Consider the following 18,956-nt stretch of genomic DNA (forward strand, 5'->3'; position numbering starts at 1 on the left):
TCATGATTAAAGTTGTTTGAGATATTCTACTAATGCTTTTTTATCCTTAGCTGGTAAGTCCGTACCATACAAATGACCGCTATTGCTGTTACCTGGTAAGGTAGTATCCAACTTAAAATATTGTTTGCCGTTCTCCTCTGCTACATTGGAAACAAAACCAACTTTGTCGCGATCGAATACGTCATAACCGCGATAAAATGTCTTCGGTCTATTAGCTGGTCGTTCCAATAGGTCAGTTAAAGTCGGAACTGAACCGTTGTGCAGATAGGGAGCGCGTAACCAAATTCCATCAAGAGGCATGTTGGCATAGCCATTTGTTTTTTGGAAGTGCCGAAATTGCTGATCTTCACCTCGATAACTAATCCCAGCAAATAATGTCCGTTGATTCTCCAGCAGTTCATTGGTATAAGAATCGAGACGACCTCTATCTGTGCCAATTTCTTCAATCGGTGTTACTTTCCCTACCTTTGCACCATCAAAAGCATGACAGCTAGCGCAGTTGTTTTCATAAAGTCTTTCCCCCGCAGAAGCTAACTCTCGATCAATTGCGTAGGGATAAGGTGGTGCTGGTAGTTCCCAAAGCCAATCAGCAACCCGATGAATCGCATCAAAGTCAATGGTGGTGGGGGTGACTAAAGCTAAGGCAGCACTATTATTTCTTTCATTTACTGAAGTATTGTTTCCATCCCAGTGCAGTTGCATTCCCTCACGGGGTTTTTGTTGCCAGACGCTAGGGAAATCAGCAATCCCATTTAATTCTGACTGGGGTAGCTGGTTGGCAGGAACATTAAACTGACGGGTTTTATAGGAACTAAAAGTATCAACTCGACCAGGGCCATATGCTGACTGCCGATCTAAAAACGCAAATTTACTTCTTTGAGTAATTAAGGCATCTCTGGTTTGCGGAATCGCAAAATAACGATAAATTAACTTTTCTAAGGGGTTGAGATTAGCCCCTAGGGACTCAATCTGAGGCATCATCGTATCAGCAGTAAATCGCTCATCGATCGCCACGGCTGCCAGAAACTGAATATATCCCGCTAAATCGACTGTATTAGAGGGCATAGCCGTAATAATCTGCGGTTCGCTCTCTGGTGTATCTCTTAGGCTTCCTGCATGACAAGTGGCGCAGTTTTGGGCAACACGATTGAAACCTATCTTGCCTTGAGAAAAACCAATGGGTAAGTCTTGTCCTGGTTCTTGAATAAAGCCCAGGGAAGTATATCCCTCTCCAGGTAATCGATCGGCAAAAACAACTGGTAGTGCTTTCCAAACCCAGTAGGGAAGACCATTAGCTGCCTCACCGCCAATCGAGCCATATTTGAAATGTTCTTCAATATCTGCATACTTAACCGTACCGTTGCCTAATACTAGTGGCGATACTAAATAAATAAAAAAGATTAAAATCGCGACTAAAATAGCTGCAATAACCGCGACAATTTTTTGCCAAGCTGGCTTTGAATTTGAATTAGATACCTGACTTTCGCTGGTCACTTCTCGAACCTCAATATTATTAAATATATTCAGAATTTTGTAAGGGCGATTCCGTAGGGCGATTCGCCCTAAAGGACTAGCTTCGCGTCGCGAATCGCCCCTACAAGTTACATCGGTGGCATAGATAACTGAGGGGCTGGATCGAAGACGGTCATTACTTCACGGGTTCTAGCGATCGCCGCTTCCTCCGCCGCCTTTTCCCGTTCTTTGGTCGTCAAATTGCTAATCGAACGTTGATAAAAGCGATCGATTGCATAGCAGCCCATCGGTAATTCTAAATATGCTCCCAAACATTGATTGCAATAGGTGCAAGGTCGCTCGGCAATATCTTTACCTTGCTGGAAATATTGATTCACCAGATCGTTATTCGCCACCAGTGTTCGAGCCATACTCACTCCATCAGTATATTGACCCGCGATCGCGGCATTGATGTATGATGCTTGTTGAAACCCTCCAGTGGTAATAATCGGAATTTCTCGCAGATTCTGCTTAATTTCTTTGGCATCTCTGAGAACTGTCCCTTGGTGTTTATTTAAGAGCTTGCTAAATTCTGCGGTAGACAAATGCTCTTTAAAGAATTCATCCAGCCATTCGTTTTGAATCTCTGACCCCTTGACAGGCTGTTGGTAGCTATTTTCGATTTTTCTAGGTAGTCGTCCCCAAATCCTTTGAAAAATAAATTGCAGCCAGGAATACCGAAATAAAATTAGGTTGCGAAAGCTATTCTTGCCACCGCTTGAGGTCATCGTATCGTAGGTATATCGCACCATCTGGAACGGAAAAGGGCCAGAGGGCAACAACGGGTGAGGGAAAGTGCTACCTCTAGAAACGTGAATCGCATCCACACCATCTTCTTCCAGCCACTGACAAATTTGAATAGCTTCCTCTAAGGTATTCCCAGATTTTTCCCACGGCGTAATAATGTTATTGAACTCCCTAACACTAATCTTTGCCTGTAGGTGAAATTCATCTCCCACCACTTTACGAATTTCTCGCACAATTTCTTGCAGAAACCGATAGCGATTTTTAAGTTCCCCGCCATATTCATCGGTGCGTTGATTAATGGCAGAACTAAGAAACTGATTGATTAAATACCCGTGAGAGCTATGTAGTTCGATACCATCGAGGTTCGCTTCTTTCGCTCTTGCTGCTGCTCTGGCAAAGTCTTGAACTATTTGTTTAACTTGGCTAGTTGGCATCTCGATCGCAGGTAGACCGTGAATTCGATCTGCTCGATCCGTTGAGCTTGGCGCAGGTTTCGGTGCAATTTGCTGGTCAATAATTTGCGTGTTTTCAATCCCTTCAATGTCTCTCTGCCGACCAGAATGACTTAGCTGAATAATATATTTGCATTCATATCGGCGTACTGCTTCTCCCACGGTACGCCAAAAGGGAATTCTTTCATCACAGTCGATGGTGACTACATTAGGCGTAATTCGACCTTCAATAGAAACAGGGGCATAAGAAGAAATAATTGCTCCAACCCCTCCCTTAGCAAACTTATTTTCCCAATTGACCCGAGCTTGATTTCCCGAACCATTATAGTTATCCCAACGCCCCGTAATACTGGAGCGAAAAATACGATTTTTAACTGTCAGGTGGCGGAATTTCAATGGTTGAAATAACATATCTTTTTCCTCCTAAAAATATGGAGCGAGGGAACAAGCAAAGTAATTTATTTTGCTTATTGTGGGCTGTTAAAATTTTTATCTAAACATTTAAAACTATTTAATTTAAGCCTATACTTATTCTTGTAGTTTCAATGTTTTTTTGTAATTTTTCTTGATATTATTCTAGAAACTATGTACTAATAAAGCCTGTTTTACCTTGATTGCAGGACATTTTGGAAAAACATTAACTAATTTTCTAGTTACTTAGTTTCTATGATTGGTCAAAAAAAATTACGCTAGTAACTCAAACCGATTAACTTGATTAAGTAGTGTAATCATTCTTAATAAAGACTAGAAAGATCGAGCTTGAAATTAATTTTTAGAAAAAGAAAACTTTGGGCAAAAGATAAAAAAACTTATATTTTTCGCCAAGAAAAGTACTAGGAGAAGTAGATGAAAAAGTCCCGTTTAGGCGTTATAACTTGCGCGATCGCAATTTCGCTCATGATTTTAGGCTGTTCTCCCTCTGAACACCAAGCAATATCAGTCGAACGTTTGCAAGAATTGGTTGCTGAAGCCGAAGCTAGAAAAACGGGGGAGATCTCACCCCCCAAATATGAGCAGCAAAACCCGACTCAAACTGCTCAAAAGCAAAAAACTAATGACGAAGCCACAGAATACGACCGAGACTATCTTGGTTACGTGCCATCAGAGTACTATGGCAACCTTACAGAAGCCGAACAGAAGGGTCTACAGACCTGGTATTTTTGGACTGGTGGGAATGAGAAATTTTTCCGAGACTTAGCCAGACAAACTCGTGGGGAGGCTGACTTTTTAAGTCTTTTAGATGCCCGTCCTGATGGCGATCCAGTAGATCCATCTCACCACTATCAACGCAATGAGCGGTTTAAGGAAATTGGCGTAGTCAATGACCCCAGCTGTACTGCTGCAACCCAACCAGATGAATATGGTCTCTGGTTAGATAAATGCGATCGCGATCCTAATGCGACAGGGATTATGGGAGCGCGCAAGTTTCCCAATCCTAATTTTGACCCAGAAAAATGGGATGCCGTTCAGTACTATGCAGCAGGAGCCAACCAAGCCCAAGTCGAACCCCCTTATCGTTTTGGGATCTCCTGTGGAGTTTGTCACATTGCCTTCGATCCTCTAAATCCACCTCAAGATCCCGAAAATCCGCAATGGAAAAATATTGTCTCTGCACTGGGTAACCAATACCTCAGAGAAGGCTCATTATTTGGCGGAACGATACCCGATGAAGACTTTCGCAAGCAAGTCTTGAATAGCCAGCCTCCAGGTACTTCAGACACTTCTCGGATTGCCACCGACCATATCGATAATCCCAATACGATTAATGCCATTTTTAACTTGGCAGATCGACCGAGAGCCGAAGAAGTAATGAACGATGGCACGAAACAGCAAGTTCCTCACATACTCAAAGACGGTGCTGATTCCGTAGGCATTCCTTTAGCTTCTGAGCGAGTCTATATCAATATCGGTTCTTGTTCCGATTACTGGCTCACTCTCCACGAACCTTTATTAGGAACAACACCGCAAAAACCTTTTGAGATCGAAACAGCTAGCCAAGAATGCGAATATTGGCCAAAAACTGAAGCGAGGATGGCGGATGCCGAGGCCTTTTTGACAACTCTTACGCCAATGTACTTAAAAGATGCACCAGGGGGTAAAGCTTATTTAACCAAAGACGACTCAGTTTTAAACCGAGGTAAGATCGTCTTTGCTGATACTTGCGCTACTTGTCACTCCAGCAAACAGCCATCAGCCCAAATTCTTGCCGATCCCGAACAGGCAAAACAATGGTATCGAGAGTCAGTCCTTAGTTCTGATTTTCTCGAACATAATTTCTTATCAGACGACAAACGTTATTCGATTACGCAGATTGGTACTAATGCTGCTCGTGCCTTAGCAACTAATGCTAAAGAAGGTCAGGTCTGGGAGGAATTTTCATCTCAAACCTACAAACAATTACCATCCCCAGGCAAGTTAAATTTAGAAAATCCTTTTGATGAAGAGCAACCGATTGAATTCGATATCCCCCCAGGAGGAACTGGCTATTATCGGACTCCATCTTTAATCAGTGTGTGGTCAAGTGCGCCATTGCTGCACAACAACGAACTGGGTGTATATACTGCCGATCCTTCCGTAGCAGGTAGGATGACAGCTTTTAACGATGCCATAGAAAAACTATTATGGCCTGAAAAACGCGATCGCATTATCCATCGAACTGAGCGGGATACTCATTTAGCCATGGGAGAACTAGAAGCCGACGTACCTCATGGAACTCCAATTAAACTATTAGCTAACTTAGACCCTCGTGGGACACCGAGAATTCTACAACGCAAATTAAACTCCGAACTAGGAGGTAAAATTTTAAGTTCTTTAGTTCGGTTTATTCCCGATGATGTACTGACTCCTCTGCTTTTGAGATACAATCTAGCTCCAGATTTTATCGAAGATCACGGCCATGAGTTTGGAGCAAATTTAGCCGATGACGATAAACGAGCATTAATCGAATTTTTGAAAACTTTCTAGTAGATTACTCGTATGATGGCACTCCCACAGTTTGTTTTCTCTTGCTGTGGGATTCTTCACCTTAGCGAAGAAACAAACTAGAATCGCATTACAGTGCTAGTAACAACACTGTATAAAATCCCGCACCCAAAGCAAACGCCCAAAAACGACTCTGACGTTCTTCAGGAAGTTCCTCTTTCAGCACATTTAAGATTATTCCCCCAGCCAAAAAGGCAAATAATAGCGAGATCGCAGCTGGTGAAAGTTCGCTTCCTAGTCCAATCGCCCAGCCAAAAATAATTGCTGCTGCTAGTATCCAACGACCGAGCTTATGATAGGCATGTTTGTGATTTGCTCGCAAACCGAAGTCATTGACCAGAAAATGTAAAGCCATTGCCAAAAAAAAGAAAATCAAACTGAGAATTCCCGATTGTTCTCGATGCAACAGTAGATAGCCAATCAGAGCATTGTAGAAAGCAAAAGAAATTATGTGCAACCAAAAAATTTCTGCTTCTGTTACATCTGCCTTGCCTGCTTTTTGATTGCGCTGACGCGATACCATTGCCAAGCATTCTAATCCATAAAACACGGCTAAACCTAGTAAGGCTAGAAGATAAACATGATGTTCTAAAAAAGCTAATGTTTCCCCAACTTCCTCCGTAATCGTTTCCTGGGCTTGGCTGAGTTCGGGTAGGATATGCACAAAAACGTAGGCAACTGAAACGCCACTGGCACAAGACAGCCAAATGTTACGAGGGGTGGTTTCGAGAAAGCGCAGCTTACCTGCAAACAAATGTACCAAGGCTAGAGCGATCGCCAATAGCCCAGATAGGAAAAATACAATCGACTCTCTCATAGTTTTTCTAGCTTGTTATCACTGTGTGAGTTTAAAATCTAAAACTGAAACCAGACTGTACTCAAAAGCGATCGCGCTGTAACTTCTTCATCCTCTATACCTGCATTTAATAAATTCTGGATGCTAACTGCTGCTCTAAAATTATCTTGAGAGTAAAAAATAGCTACATCAGTTTGCAGATATCTAGGTAAAGTAAAGCTGTTTTCTACATCTTCAAAGCGACTTCCATGGCACAATATTCCACTCCCAAAACCCAAACCCTGCCAAACACCTTGAGTAATTTCATAGCTAGTCCAGAAAGCTCCGCTATGACGTGGCACTCCTGTAGCCGAACTTCCTACTGTAATTACTTCATCTTCGCTAACAGAGGCATCGGTATAGGTATAAAATCCATAAACCCACCAACCAGGAATAATTTCGCCACTTATTTCGCCAGTCCATGAATTGCTAGTTTGCTCGTTAATCTGTAACTCAAAATCAGGTTCATTGGGGTCGGTGATAGTAATGTTATTCTGGGTTTCGTGATAGAAAGAAAGCGTCGCGAGCCAATTATCACTTAATTCGGTTTCAATCCCTAGTTCTAAACCTCGATCTATTTCACGCTTAAAAGGGTTGTCGTTAATATCTGTTCCTTCTATTGGTTCGGCAGAATACTCAACGGTAGTAAAAAGAAGAATATTATCGGTTAATTCATAATCAAGACTGAGTTCAGGATAAAAATTATTATTCTCAACTGGTTCAACGGTAGGTAATTCAGGAATATCGCTAGTGTCGCTAACTACTACATCAAATGTACCTTCAAAATTAAGCGACAAGCGATCGCTTAATGTCATTTCATGTTCGATAAATAAACCCAGATAATTTTTTTTACTAATAAAATCTTTAGCTACATAATTACTAGGCAGAATAGAAGTCGTAATTTGAGGTGCAGAATCAATTCCTTCTCCAGAAAGCAAAAAAGGATTTTTATTAATTTCTATGCCGATGGTTGTTGATTGTTTTATTTCAGTTGGCAACTCTTGATTGGTTTCTAAAATTAGATTATAAAACTTTTCTAAGGGAAACTCATCATAATCAAATTCTCGTTCTGTTTCTAGTGGCGAGACAGTCCGTCCTAAAGGACGACGCGAAGCTAGTGCCGTGGCATACCGCTCCGCATATTGCGGGGGTTCCCCCCGTTGTCCTAAAGGATACACCTTCGGATATAGGAACTGTCGAGGGTGCGATCTAAAAGCATTATTAGTACGATCCCAACCAACATGAGCTGCACGAAAAGAATTAGTTATTGTCCATGCTTGAGTAGATCGGTCGATCGCGATTAGGCTGCGCCTACGCTTGGCGATCGCTTGAGGATCGAAGGTAGGCAACAGAGAAACTTTCCCATAGATAGCCAATTAGCCTTAACAGTCGGCTGAAAAATAGATAAGGATTGTAGGTTTGTTGCATCTAGAAGATCAATTACCATATTGCCTTCAGGTAAGATTAACGGCGCTAATTTTTGTCTTCCTGCTGCGGTTTTTAAGATTGTTTCTAACCCTGTAACGGGAGTAAGATTGCTTTGGGCTAGTAAATCAGCGGCTGAAGTTGAAACCTGATGATGCGGGGGAATATTCTGAACAGGGTTTGCTGCTGTTAAGTTTGAGCGATGCGCTCTTTTAAAGGACTCGCTTCGCCAATCGCTTTTTGTCTCTGCTGCAACGGGGTTAATAGCGATCGATAACTGTAATAAGCTTAATTGAAATAAGAAAAAATTATACTTGACCCAATTCAAGTCCTTACTCCTCGTCTTAATTGTCTTTTACTTAATTAAAAGTATTCGCAATAAACTATAACTCATTTTGAGAGCATTTTTGCAAAATATTGATTTGTTCAGACTTGACAGCTAAATTCAAGCTCTGGTTAATTAGGCTAAAATTCTTTATTATAAGCGATTAAGAGCTTTTTTTGCGAAATATTTGAGGGACAGAAATGAACAATGTAAATTTATGTAATTAGTTTATTGATATTTAATTGCAATAGGTGGTAGCTTAATTCCAGCGCTAAATGACTATAGAGCTACCAAGCAGAGTCTACTCTGATCGTTGGTGAATGTCGTCAAGTTAAAAATCACTTTGGTGGGGAGCGGAATTTTGTAGTGGATAATTGTTCGACAATAGTAGAGCTTTTGCAATATAGAGCTGCTTCACAATCTCTAACAACGGCTTTTAAGTTTTTAAAAGATGGAGAAAAAGAAACAGAAACGCTAACTTATGGAGAGTTAGATCGCCGAGCTAAAGCGATCGCAACTCAATTACAAGCATTAAACTTAAGTGGCGAAAGAGCTTTATTACTTTATCCTTCAGGATTAGATTATGTAGCAGCTTTTTTCGGCTGTCTGTATGCAAGCGTTATTGCCGTTCCTGCTTATCCACCCCAAAATCAGAGAAAAACCCCTAGAATACAAGCTATAACTAAGGATGCAGAAGTAGCGATCGCTCTTACCACTGAGACGCTTTTACCGAGAATGCAGTCTTTATTGGGCAAAATTGGTAGTTTTCGATGGCTAGCTACGGATAGTTTAGCAGCAGGAATTGAAGCTAATTGGCAGGAATCAGATGTAGATAGAGATGCAATCGCTTTTTTGCAATATACATCGGGTTCTACAGGTACGCCAAAAGGAGTCATGGTCAGTCATGGGAACATAATACATAATGCAGCGATGACTTATCGTTGGATGGGACATTCTCCTGAAAGTAAGTTTATTTCTTGGCTGCCAATCTATCATGACATGGGGCTAATTGGCGGTATTTTACAGCCTCTTTATGGCGGTTTTCCTTGTGTGTTGATGTCGCCCACCTCGTTTTTACAACGTCCCTATCGTTGGTTACAAGCTATTTCTCAATATAAAGGAACTACTAGCGGTGCGCCTAATTTTGCTTACGAACTATGTGTGCAAAGGATTACTGCCGAACAACGGGCTACTTTAGATCTGAGTAGTTGGCAGGTGGCTTTTAATGGGGCTGAACCGATTCGTCATGAGACTTTAGAGTTATTTGCAGCTACATTTGCTGACTGTGGTTTTCGCCCATCGGCTTTTTATCCCTGTTATGGAATGGCGGAAACAACTTTATTAGTTTCTGGAAAAAATAAAGAAGTAAAAAGACTAGAGAATGAACAGGTTTCCTATCAAAGTAAAGCTGTGGATAGATTGGCTTTAGCTGAAGATAGAATTGTAGAAGTCTGCGAACAAGAAGATAGCAAAATTTTAGTTGGTTGCGGTAGGAGTATTCCCGATCTAGAAATTGCGATCGTTAATCCTGAAACCCTTACAGTTTGTCCGTCGGTCAAAGTAGGGGAGATTTGGGTGCGTGGGGATAGTGTGGCGAAGGGTTATTGGCATCGTTTGGAGGAGACGGAAGAGACGTTTCGCGCCAAGACGCAGAGGCGCAAAGGAGTTAATAGTGGTGATTTTGAAGTTGAAATAAGTCCAGATAGTTGTTTTCTGCGTACTGGTGATTTGGGATTTTTGGATGAGTCGGGGGAGTTGTTTGTTACTGGTAGGCTGAAGGATTTGATTATTGTTAGGGGGCGTAATCTTTATCCTCAAGATATTGAGTTGACGGCCCAAAGGAGTCATGATGCTTTGCGTTTGGGTAGTAATGCTGCTTTTACGGTGGAGAGGGAAAATGAGGAAAGATTGGTAGTTGTACAGGAGTTGGAGTTTCGGGCTAAACCGAATCTGGATTCAGTAATTACAGCAATTCGTCAAGCTGTGACGGAGGCGCATGAGATAGAGGTTTATGGTGTGGTTTTGATTAAGCCTGGGAGTATCCCGAAGACTTCTAGTGGTAAGATTCAACGTCGGGCAACGAGGAATCAGTTTTTGGCAGGTACATTAAATATAGTTGCTAGTGATTTTATCGAAACTCAGGAATGTAGTGAGGGAGAAAGTAAGTTAACTAGAAAAGAGCTTTTACAACAATCTTCTCAAGAAGCCCAGTTACTTTTAGAGTCATATCTGCAAACTAACATTGCACGTATCTTAAAAAGATCGCCTCAAGAAATTGAAGTGACAAGTCCCTTGACTAGTTTGGGGTTGGATTCGTTAAAGGTTTTTGAATTAATAAATCTAATTGAAGCTGACTTGGGAGTTAATATTGCGATCGCCGATTTGTTTTCAGGCTTGAATATGCGATCGCTCTCTACAAAAATCTTAGCCAACTTAGAAATATCTAATTCTACTGAATCTATATCTTTAGAAAGAATTACGACAAATAATAATATTTATCCAGTTTCTTTTGCTCAAGCTCGACTTTGGTTTCTAGATCGTTTGAAAACTGGTAATTCTGCCTATAATATTGCTTTTGGCGTTCGCATTCAAGGTAACTTGCAAAGGGAGATATTAGAAAAAGCCCTCAACTGTGTCATTCAAAGACATGAAATATTACGGACTAGTTTTAATAGTTTATCAGGTCAAATAATTGGCGCAATCGCAGCAGATTTTAAGCTGTCGTTAACCGTAAGAGACTATCAACAATTCTCTAGAGAAAAACAAGAATTAGAAGTAAAAAGAATTGCCACTCAAGAACATCAAAAGCCTTTTAATCTTTCGGAACTACCTTTACTAAGAGCTACGCTGTTATGTTTAGCACCCCAAGAACATATACTTTTAATTAATATTCATCATATTATTTTTGATGGTTGGTCGGCAGAGATATTTATTAATGAGCTTGGTACTTTTTATCAAGATATTCTTGGCGATCGCCTTTCATCAATTTCTGAACTTCCCATACAGTATCGAGACTTTATTGGTTGGCAAAAACAATGGTTACACCAAGAAAATATAACTAAACATCTAGATTACTGGACGCAAAAACTAAAGGGCGCGCCGACTATTTTACAGTTACCTACAGATAGACCTAGACTACCAATTCAATCTGAGGGGGGTGCAACCCAATCTTTAGTCTTACCCAAAACGCTTTCTCAACAACTTAAAACACTGGCGCTGCAAGAAAATGTTACCCTGTTCATACTCTTATTGGCAGCATTCAAAATTTTACTATTGCGCCATACAGGACAGGAAAATATAGTTGTTGGTTCGCCCATTGCCAATCGCCAGCATCAAAAGTTGCAGGGATTAATCGGCTTTTTTGTTAATACCATCCCACTGCGAACTAACTTAGCAGGTAATCCCAGTTTTCAAGAATTACTATCACAGATACGTCAGGTGGCGATCGAAGCCTATACCCATCAAGATTTACCTTTTGAACAGTTAGTAGAAGCACTCCAGCCAGAGCGGAATTTAAGCTACACGCCGATATTTCAGGTAATGTTTGCCGTGACAGATACGCCGAAGTTACCCGAAATTGAGGGTTTAAATTGGAGTCAGTATCGAATCGATCGCGAGACAGCACAGTTCGATCTCAACGTCTCTATTGAAGCAGAAGCAGAATTGAGGGTTTGTTTTGAATACAATCGAGATTTATTCGATGCAGCCACGATCGCATCTATGGTCGATCGCTTTGCCATTTTATTGCAAGGGATCGTTACCAATCCAGCAGCAAAGTTATCAGATTTACCTTATCTAACTGAATTAGAAATCCAACAGCTATCAAACTGGAATAATACTCAGGTTGACTATCCTCAAGTTTGCTTTCCCCAGCTATTTGAAGCACAGGTAACGAAAACTCCCCAGGCGATCGCCCTCAGCTTTGAAGAACAAGAAATAACCTATTTTGAATTAAATCGACGCGCCAATATCCTCGCTCATGAACTGCAAACTTTAGGGGTTCAACCAGATACTATCGTCGGTGTTTGTCTGGAACGTTCTTTAGAACTGGCGATCGCTTTGGTGGCAATTCTCAAAGCTGGTGGGGCGTACTTACCTTTGGACTGTAGCTATCCCCAAGAACGTTTGGCATTTATGCTAGCAGATGCCAACATCAACGTATTATTAACCCAAAAGCATCTGCAATCAGTATTACCAACCTATCAAGGACAAATTATTTGTTTGGATGATCAGGATATTTGGTTAGGGGACAAAATAGCCAACCCAGTCAGTCACGTCGAACCAGATAACCTAGCTTATGTAATTTATACCTCTGGTTCAACAGGAACACCTAAAGGGGTGATGAACACTCATCGAGGTTTGGTTAATCGCTTGTTGTGGATGCAAGACACTTATCGATTAATCCCAGAAGAGAAAGTTTTACAGAAGACACCCTATAGTTTTGATGTTTCAGTTTGGGAATTTTTCTGGCCATTGCTAACTGGTGCATCTCTAGTAATAGCCAAACCAGGAGGACATCAAGATAGTGATTATTTAGTCGATCTAATCGAGCAAGCACAAATTACAACCCTGCATTTTGTTCCCTCGATGTTACAAGTATTTCTTGACGAACCAGAATTAGAAAAATCACAGAAATGTCGCAGTCTCAAACGAGTTATTTGTAGTGGCGAAGCCCTTTCATTACCCCTGCAAGAAAAGTTTTTTGCTCGCCTTAACTGTGAACTATACAATCTTTATGGCCCAACTGAAGCAGCGATCGATGTCACCTATTGGCAATGTCAACCAGAATATCAGGGCAGTCAGGGCAGTTCGCGAACTGCCCCTACAGTTCCCATTGGTCGCCCGATTGCCAACACGCAGATATATATTTTAAATCGAGATCTACAACCCGTGCCGATTGGAGTAGCGGGAGAATTACACATTGGTGGAGTGGGGTTGGCTAGAGGTTATTTAAATCAGCCAGAGTTAACTAAAGAAAAGTTTATTTCGATCCCCCCTACCCCCCTTACTAAGGGGGGATTGAGGGAGGATCGTTTATACAAAACTGGAGACTTAGCAAGATACCTACCAACCCTAAAGGATACCGCTTCGCGTCCTAAAGGATTAGCTCCTAACGTCGCGTCACACGAAGTTAGTCCTTTAGGGCATAATGGCGCGATTGAGTATTTAGGTAGAATCGACCACCAAGTCAAAATCAGAGGCTTTCGGGTTGAATTGGGGGAAATTGAAGCAGTTTTAAGTCAACATCCAGCCGTAAGAGAAACGGTAGTTGTTGTGAGAGAAATATCTCAAAGACAGCAGTTATTGGCATACATCGTTTGCGATCGCGATCTTCAATGGTCAAGGGAAGAGGGTAAAAAATATCTCCAAGATCTATTGCCAGAATATATGCTGCCATCAGCTTTTGTGATCCTCGATCGACTACCTCTGTTACCTAACGGAAAAATAAATCGTCGTGCTTTACCTCTACCCGAAAGTGCATCGACCACAGTAGCTCATCAAGCACCTAGTTCGGAAATCGAACAAAAGATCGCTGCTATTTGGCAAGAAGCATTACAGCTAACAAAAGTGGGGATCGATGATAATTTTTTCGACCTCGGCGGACATTCTTTACTCCTACTTGAGGTAAATCAAAAATTGAGAAAGTCTTTACAACGCGATTTATCTGTGGTGGAAATGTTTCAGCACCCGACGATCGCTTCTTTAGCAGTGTATCTTACTCAAAGTTGCCACCAGAAAGATGCTTTTCAATCGATACGCGATCGCACCAGCCAAAGAATTAAAGCAATTAATAGACAAAAACGACTCGCAAAAAACAGATGAACAGTTCAGAAACCCCAGAATCACAAGAATCATTAGAAGCAATCGCAATTGTCGGTATGGCAGGACGTTTTCCTGGTGCCAGCAATTTAGCAGAATTTTGGCACAATTTAGCCACTGGAATTGAATCAGTATCCTTTTTTAACGACGAGGAATTGACTCAATCGGGAATCGATCCGAGCCTACTGAAAAATCCTCACTACGTCAAAGCTAGTGCTGTTTTAGAGGATATAGATTTATTCGATGCTCCCTTTTTTGACTTTAATCCGAAAGAAGCTGAAATTACCGATCCGCAACACCGCCTATTTTTAGAATGCGCCTGGGAGGCACTAGAAAATGCTGGGTACGATCCCCAAAGGTATCAAGGTAAAACGGGAGTTTACGGCGGAGCTAGTCTTAATAATTATTATGCCTTCAATGCCAATCGCGATCGCCTGGGTTCAGCTCAATCCTATCAAACCCTGATCGGCAACGATAAAGACTTTCTCACTACTCGCGTTTCCTATAAATTAAATCTAACAGGGCCGAGTATTACCGTACAAACAGCCTGTTCGACATCCCTAGTCGCCACTGTACTCGCTTGCCAAAGTTTATTAAATTATCAATGCGATTTGGCTTTAGCTGGTGGAGTTTCCCTTCGCGTACCCCAAAAAGCTGGATATTTACACGAATCAGGAGGGACTTTATCCCCTGATGGTCACTGTCGCGCTTTTGATGCTCAAGCAGGAGGCATGATTATTGGTAACGGTGTCGGAATTGTTGTTCTCAAAAGATTATCAGAAGCGATCGCCGATGGCGACTATATTCATGCGGTGATTAAAGGTGCAGCGATTAATAATGATGGTGCGGGAAAAGTCGGCTATACTGCCCCCAGTGTCGATGGTCAAGCAGAGGTAATCGCCGAAGCCATGATGCTAGCTGGAGTAGAACCAGAAACTATCGACTATATCCAAGCTCACGGTACTGGTACAACTTTAGGCGATCCGATTGAAATTGCAGCACTGTCTCAGGTTTTTCGTGCCAACACCACTAAAGCAGGTTTTTGTGCGATCAGTTCAGTAAAAACTAATATTGGTCATTTAGATGCTGCTGCTGGAATTGCTGGGCTAATTCAAACGGTTTTAGCTCTCAAGCATAAGTCGATTCCACCTAGTCTAAATTTTGAGCAGCCAAATCCTCAAATTGATTTTGTCAATAGTCCTTTTTACGTTAATACTAAACTGACGGAATGGGAACCAGCAGGACATCCTAGACGCGCAGGGGTCAGTTCATTAGGTATTGGTGGGACGAATGCTCATGTTGTTCTTGAAGAAGCCCCAGATCTCGTAGGGGTGATTCGCCCTAAAGGACTAGCTGCGCGTCGCGAATCGCCCCTACGGGAATTATTGGTTATTTCGGCGAAAACTGAATCCGCGTTAGAGACAGCGACGGACAATTTAGTAGAACATTTAAATAAACATCCCGAATTGAATTTAGCTGATGTGGCGTATACCTTACAGGTGGGGCGCAAAGAATTTACTTATCGTCGCATGGTGGTAGGAAAAGATGTTGAAGATGTGGCGATCGCTCTGCAAAATCGAGAACCTCAAAGGGTTTTGACTCATTGTACCCAGCTAAATAATCCCTCAATTGTCTTTATGTTTCCTGGGCAGGGTTCTCAGTATGTCAACATGGGTACGGAATTATATGAAACTGAGCCTGTTTTTCGTGAGTGGATCGATCGCTGTGCGGAATTATTAGAACCTGAATTGGGGTTGGATTTGCGATCGCTAATTTATCCCATCGTAGGGGCGAACGGCCGTTCGCCCCTACAGGAATCGCCCTTACAACAAACTGAAATAGCACAACCAGCTATCTTTACTATCGAATATGCTTTAGCCCAATTATGGATGTCTTGGGGAATAAAACCACAAGCTGCGATCGGTCATAGTATTGGAGAATACGTAGCTGCAACCATTGCTGGTGTGATGTCTTTAGAAGATGCTTTGTGTTTAGTAGCGCGACGGGGTAAGTTAATTCAACAAATGCCGACAGGTTCAATGCTGGCGGTGTCTTTATCAGAGACAACGGTAAGGGCGAACGGCGGTTCGCCCCTACAAAAGGATGGATTATCTTTAGCTGCTGTTAATGCTCCTAATTTATGCGTCATTTCAGGTAGTGATGAGGCAATAACTAAAATAAATAAAGAATTGACTGAAAAAGGTATTGAATGCCGTCATCTTCATACTTCCCATGCTTTCCATTCTCCCATGATGGATGATGCGATCGCCCCTTTTACCCAAGAAATTGCCAAAGTTAAATTAAATCCACCTCAAATGCCCTTTATTTCCAACGTTACAGGCACTTGGATAACAGACGAACAAGCAACAAATCCCCATTATTGGGCAAAACATATGAGGCAAACAGTTCGTTTTGCTGCGGGAGTTGACGAACTACTACAAGAACAAGAAAATATTTTGCTAGAAGTCGGTGCTGGCAGAACTTTATCTACTTTTGTTAAACGTAATTCTGCTCAAGCAGCAGGGCAAATAGTATTGTCGTCGTCACGTCATCCTAAAGAAACAGTTGACGATCGCACTTTTATCCTCAATATGCTGGGTAGACTGTGGCTAGCAGGAGTAGCCATTGATTGGGGTGATTTTAATGCTCACCAAAAACGTTATCGAGTACCTCTACCAACTTATCCTTTTGAACGTCAACGTTATTGGATCGATCCTATCGATCCCCCCTTGAAAGCTTTTAAAGGGGGGTTTGGTAAAAAAGACAATATTGCTGATTGGTTTTATGTTCCTGCTTGGAAAGCCTTACCTCTGATTCAAAACAGTAAGATAACTAACGATCGCTATTTAGTTTTTGTCGATCAGTCGGCAATTAGCGATCGCCTAATCGAAAAGTTAAAACAAGATGGACAAAATGCGATCGCCGTATATATTGGAGATAATTTCAGCCAGGATCGTTATAGCTACACCATCAACCCTAATAACTCAGAAGATTATCAAACTCTTTTTCAAGCAATTTCCGAATTAGGTAACATTCCTACTAAAATTATCTACCTGTGGAATACTTCACCCCATCACCCAGTCACCCCATCACCCAGTCACCCCATCTCCCCGTCTCCCCGACGCGAAGCTAGTGCTAAAGCATACCGCTTCGCATATCCTTTAGGGCATCACCCAGTCACCCAGTCTTTCTGGCATCTTATTTATCTCGCCCAAGCAATCGAACAACCAAAACACAACATTGAAATTATCGTAGCTACTAATAATCTTTATGATGTTATTGGCGATGAAAGTTTGTCCTACAAAGAAGCAACAGTCTTAGGTGCAATTAAAGTTATTGCTCAAGAGTATTCCTATCTCAATTGCCGTCAAGTCGATCTCTCAGAATCTCATAGCGATCGCTCTATCGAACAGTTAATTACGGAATTAACTACTGATTCAGCCGATAAATTTGTTGCCTATCGCAAACATCGCCGTTGGGTACAAACTTTTGAGCCTATTCCTATTACTAAAAATCCCTCAGAGCAATCTAAATTACGTCCAGGTGGAGTTTATCTGATAACAGGAGGTATGGGGGGTGTTGGTTTAGTTTTAGCCGAACATTTAGCCCGTACAGTACAAGCTAAACTCATTTTATTAGGACGTTCTCAATTACCAGCCAACGATACTTGGGATGAGTGGTTAACTACTCACGAGCAAGAAGATTATATTAGTAAAAAGATTAGTAAACTTAAACAGTTACAAGCATTGGGGGCAGAAGTTTTACCCTTAACTGCGGATGTTGGCGATCGCGCTCAAATGGAACAGGCGATCGCCCTGGCTTTAGAACGTTTTGGTACTATCAATGGTGTAATTCATGCTGCTGGGATAGCTGGTGGTGGTATTATTCAACTGAAAACCCCAGAAATAGCTGAAAAGATCTTTGCTCCTAAAGTCAGAGGAACATTAGTTCTTAATGAGGTATTACAAGCAATCGATTTAGATTTCTTAGTGCTGTGTTCTTCTCTAGCTTCTATTGTGGGCGGATTTGGACAGGCTGATTATTGTGGGGCGAATGCCTTTTTAGATGCTTTTGCTGGTTGCGACAATGCTAGTAGACATACAGTGGCAATTAATTGGGATGCTTGGCAGGAAGTTGGCATGGCAGTTAATATAGATGTCCCAACTGAATTGAAGCAATGGCAAGCCGATAACCTCAAGCATGGATTATTATCTACCGAAGCAGTAGCAGTGTTCGATCGCGCTTTGGCAAGCGGGTTATCTCAAGTTATTATCTCAACTCAAGATTTACCGAGGGCGATCGAACAAAACAATAGTTTCATAGCTGTCTATGCTGCTCAAAAATCAGATATTGTGCCTTCTTTCCAGCAAAATCTGAGTCCAAACTATGTTGCCCCTAGTAACGAAATTGAAAAAACTATTGCGAATATTTGGCAAGAAGTGATAGGGTTAAAACAAGTAGGAATTAATGATGACTTTTTTGAGTTAGGCGGACATTCTCTACTTGCTATTCAAGTTACTTCCCGCCTAAGAGAAACCTTTAAACTCGATTTGCCCCTACGGACACTTTTGTTTGAAGCTCCTACCATCGCTAAATTAGCTGCGGTGATTGAAGCACCAGCAACTTTAACAGAGGAAACTGAGGAAATGGAACAATTGTTAGTGGAAATCGAAAATCTTTCCTTAGAAGCATTGGAACAGGAACTTGCTCAAAAATCTCCATCAAGTTAAAGCGATTAGGCTGAAGTCTAGCCTACACATCCCTTTATTTTATCAATTAATTGATAATTATTCTTAATTAATTGGTAGCAATAAACCGATTATTGCCCATTCTCAAATTCAATTTCAACCTGGTATTA

At 41.6% G+C, this 18,956-nt stretch carries 8 protein-coding genes; 3 read left to right on the forward strand and 5 right to left on the reverse strand.

What is annotated here, in order from left to right:
* Positions 1–6: 6 nt before the first annotated feature.
* Together KME09_26290 and KME09_26295 are read right to left on the reverse strand one after the other, a co-directional pair.
* A complete protein-coding gene (locus KME09_26290) occupies positions 7–1,494 on the reverse strand; it encodes a c-type cytochrome (protein MBW4537451.1) in 1,488 nt (495 codons plus the stop codon).
* 107 nt (positions 1,495–1,601) lie between these two features.
* Complete coding sequence (locus tag KME09_26295) at positions 1,602–3,122, reverse strand: NADH:flavin oxidoreductase (protein ID MBW4537452.1); 1,521 nt, start codon at positions 3,120–3,122, stop codon at positions 1,602–1,604.
* A gap of 435 nt (positions 3,123–3,557) precedes the next feature.
* Here KME09_26295 and KME09_26300 point away from each other — a divergent pair, with 435 nt between their 5' ends.
* Positions 3,558–5,675 carry a hypothetical protein gene (locus tag KME09_26300; GenBank protein MBW4537453.1) on the forward strand — a complete coding sequence of 706 codons (2,118 nt, stop codon included), beginning with the start codon at positions 3,558–3,560 and terminating at the stop codon, positions 5,673–5,675.
* A gap of 88 nt (positions 5,676–5,763) precedes the next feature.
* On the opposite strand, the gene KME09_26305 is transcribed toward KME09_26300, so the two are convergent.
* Genes KME09_26305 through KME09_26315 form a run of 3 tightly spaced genes read right to left on the reverse strand, consistent with a single transcriptional unit; the run spans position 5,764 to position 8,281 of the window.
* Positions 5,764–6,510, reverse strand: coding sequence for a hypothetical protein (locus KME09_26305; GenBank protein MBW4537454.1), 747 nt, complete (start codon positions 6,508–6,510; stop codon positions 5,764–5,766).
* A gap of 38 nt (positions 6,511–6,548) precedes the next feature.
* Entirely contained in the window at positions 6,549–7,904 is a 1,356-nt protein-coding gene (locus KME09_26310) for a TonB-dependent receptor (protein MBW4537455.1), read from the reverse strand.
* Positions 7,829–8,281, reverse strand: coding sequence for a hypothetical protein (locus KME09_26315; protein MBW4537456.1), 453 nt, complete (start codon positions 8,279–8,281; stop codon positions 7,829–7,831). The genes KME09_26310 and KME09_26315 overlap by 76 nt, the downstream gene beginning before the upstream one ends.
* 363 nt (positions 8,282–8,644) lie before the next feature.
* Here KME09_26315 and KME09_26320 point away from each other — a divergent pair, with 363 nt between their 5' ends.
* On the forward strand, positions 8,645–14,101 hold the full coding sequence (locus KME09_26320) for an amino acid adenylation domain-containing protein (GenBank protein MBW4537457.1): 5,457 nt from the start codon (positions 8,645–8,647) through the stop codon (positions 14,099–14,101).
* Positions 14,098–18,828 (forward strand): SDR family NAD(P)-dependent oxidoreductase, encoded by a 4,731-nt coding sequence (locus KME09_26325; GenBank protein ID MBW4537458.1) that lies wholly within the window; start codon positions 14,098–14,100, stop codon positions 18,826–18,828. Before KME09_26320 ends, KME09_26325 begins: the two co-directional genes overlap by 4 nt.
* Positions 18,829–18,956: the final 128 nt, after the last annotated feature.

It is taken from the genome of Pleurocapsa minor HA4230-MV1, assembly GCA_019359095.1.
In the GTDB taxonomy this organism is placed as follows: Bacteria; Cyanobacteriota; Cyanobacteriia; order Cyanobacteriales; family Xenococcaceae; genus Waterburya; species Waterburya minor.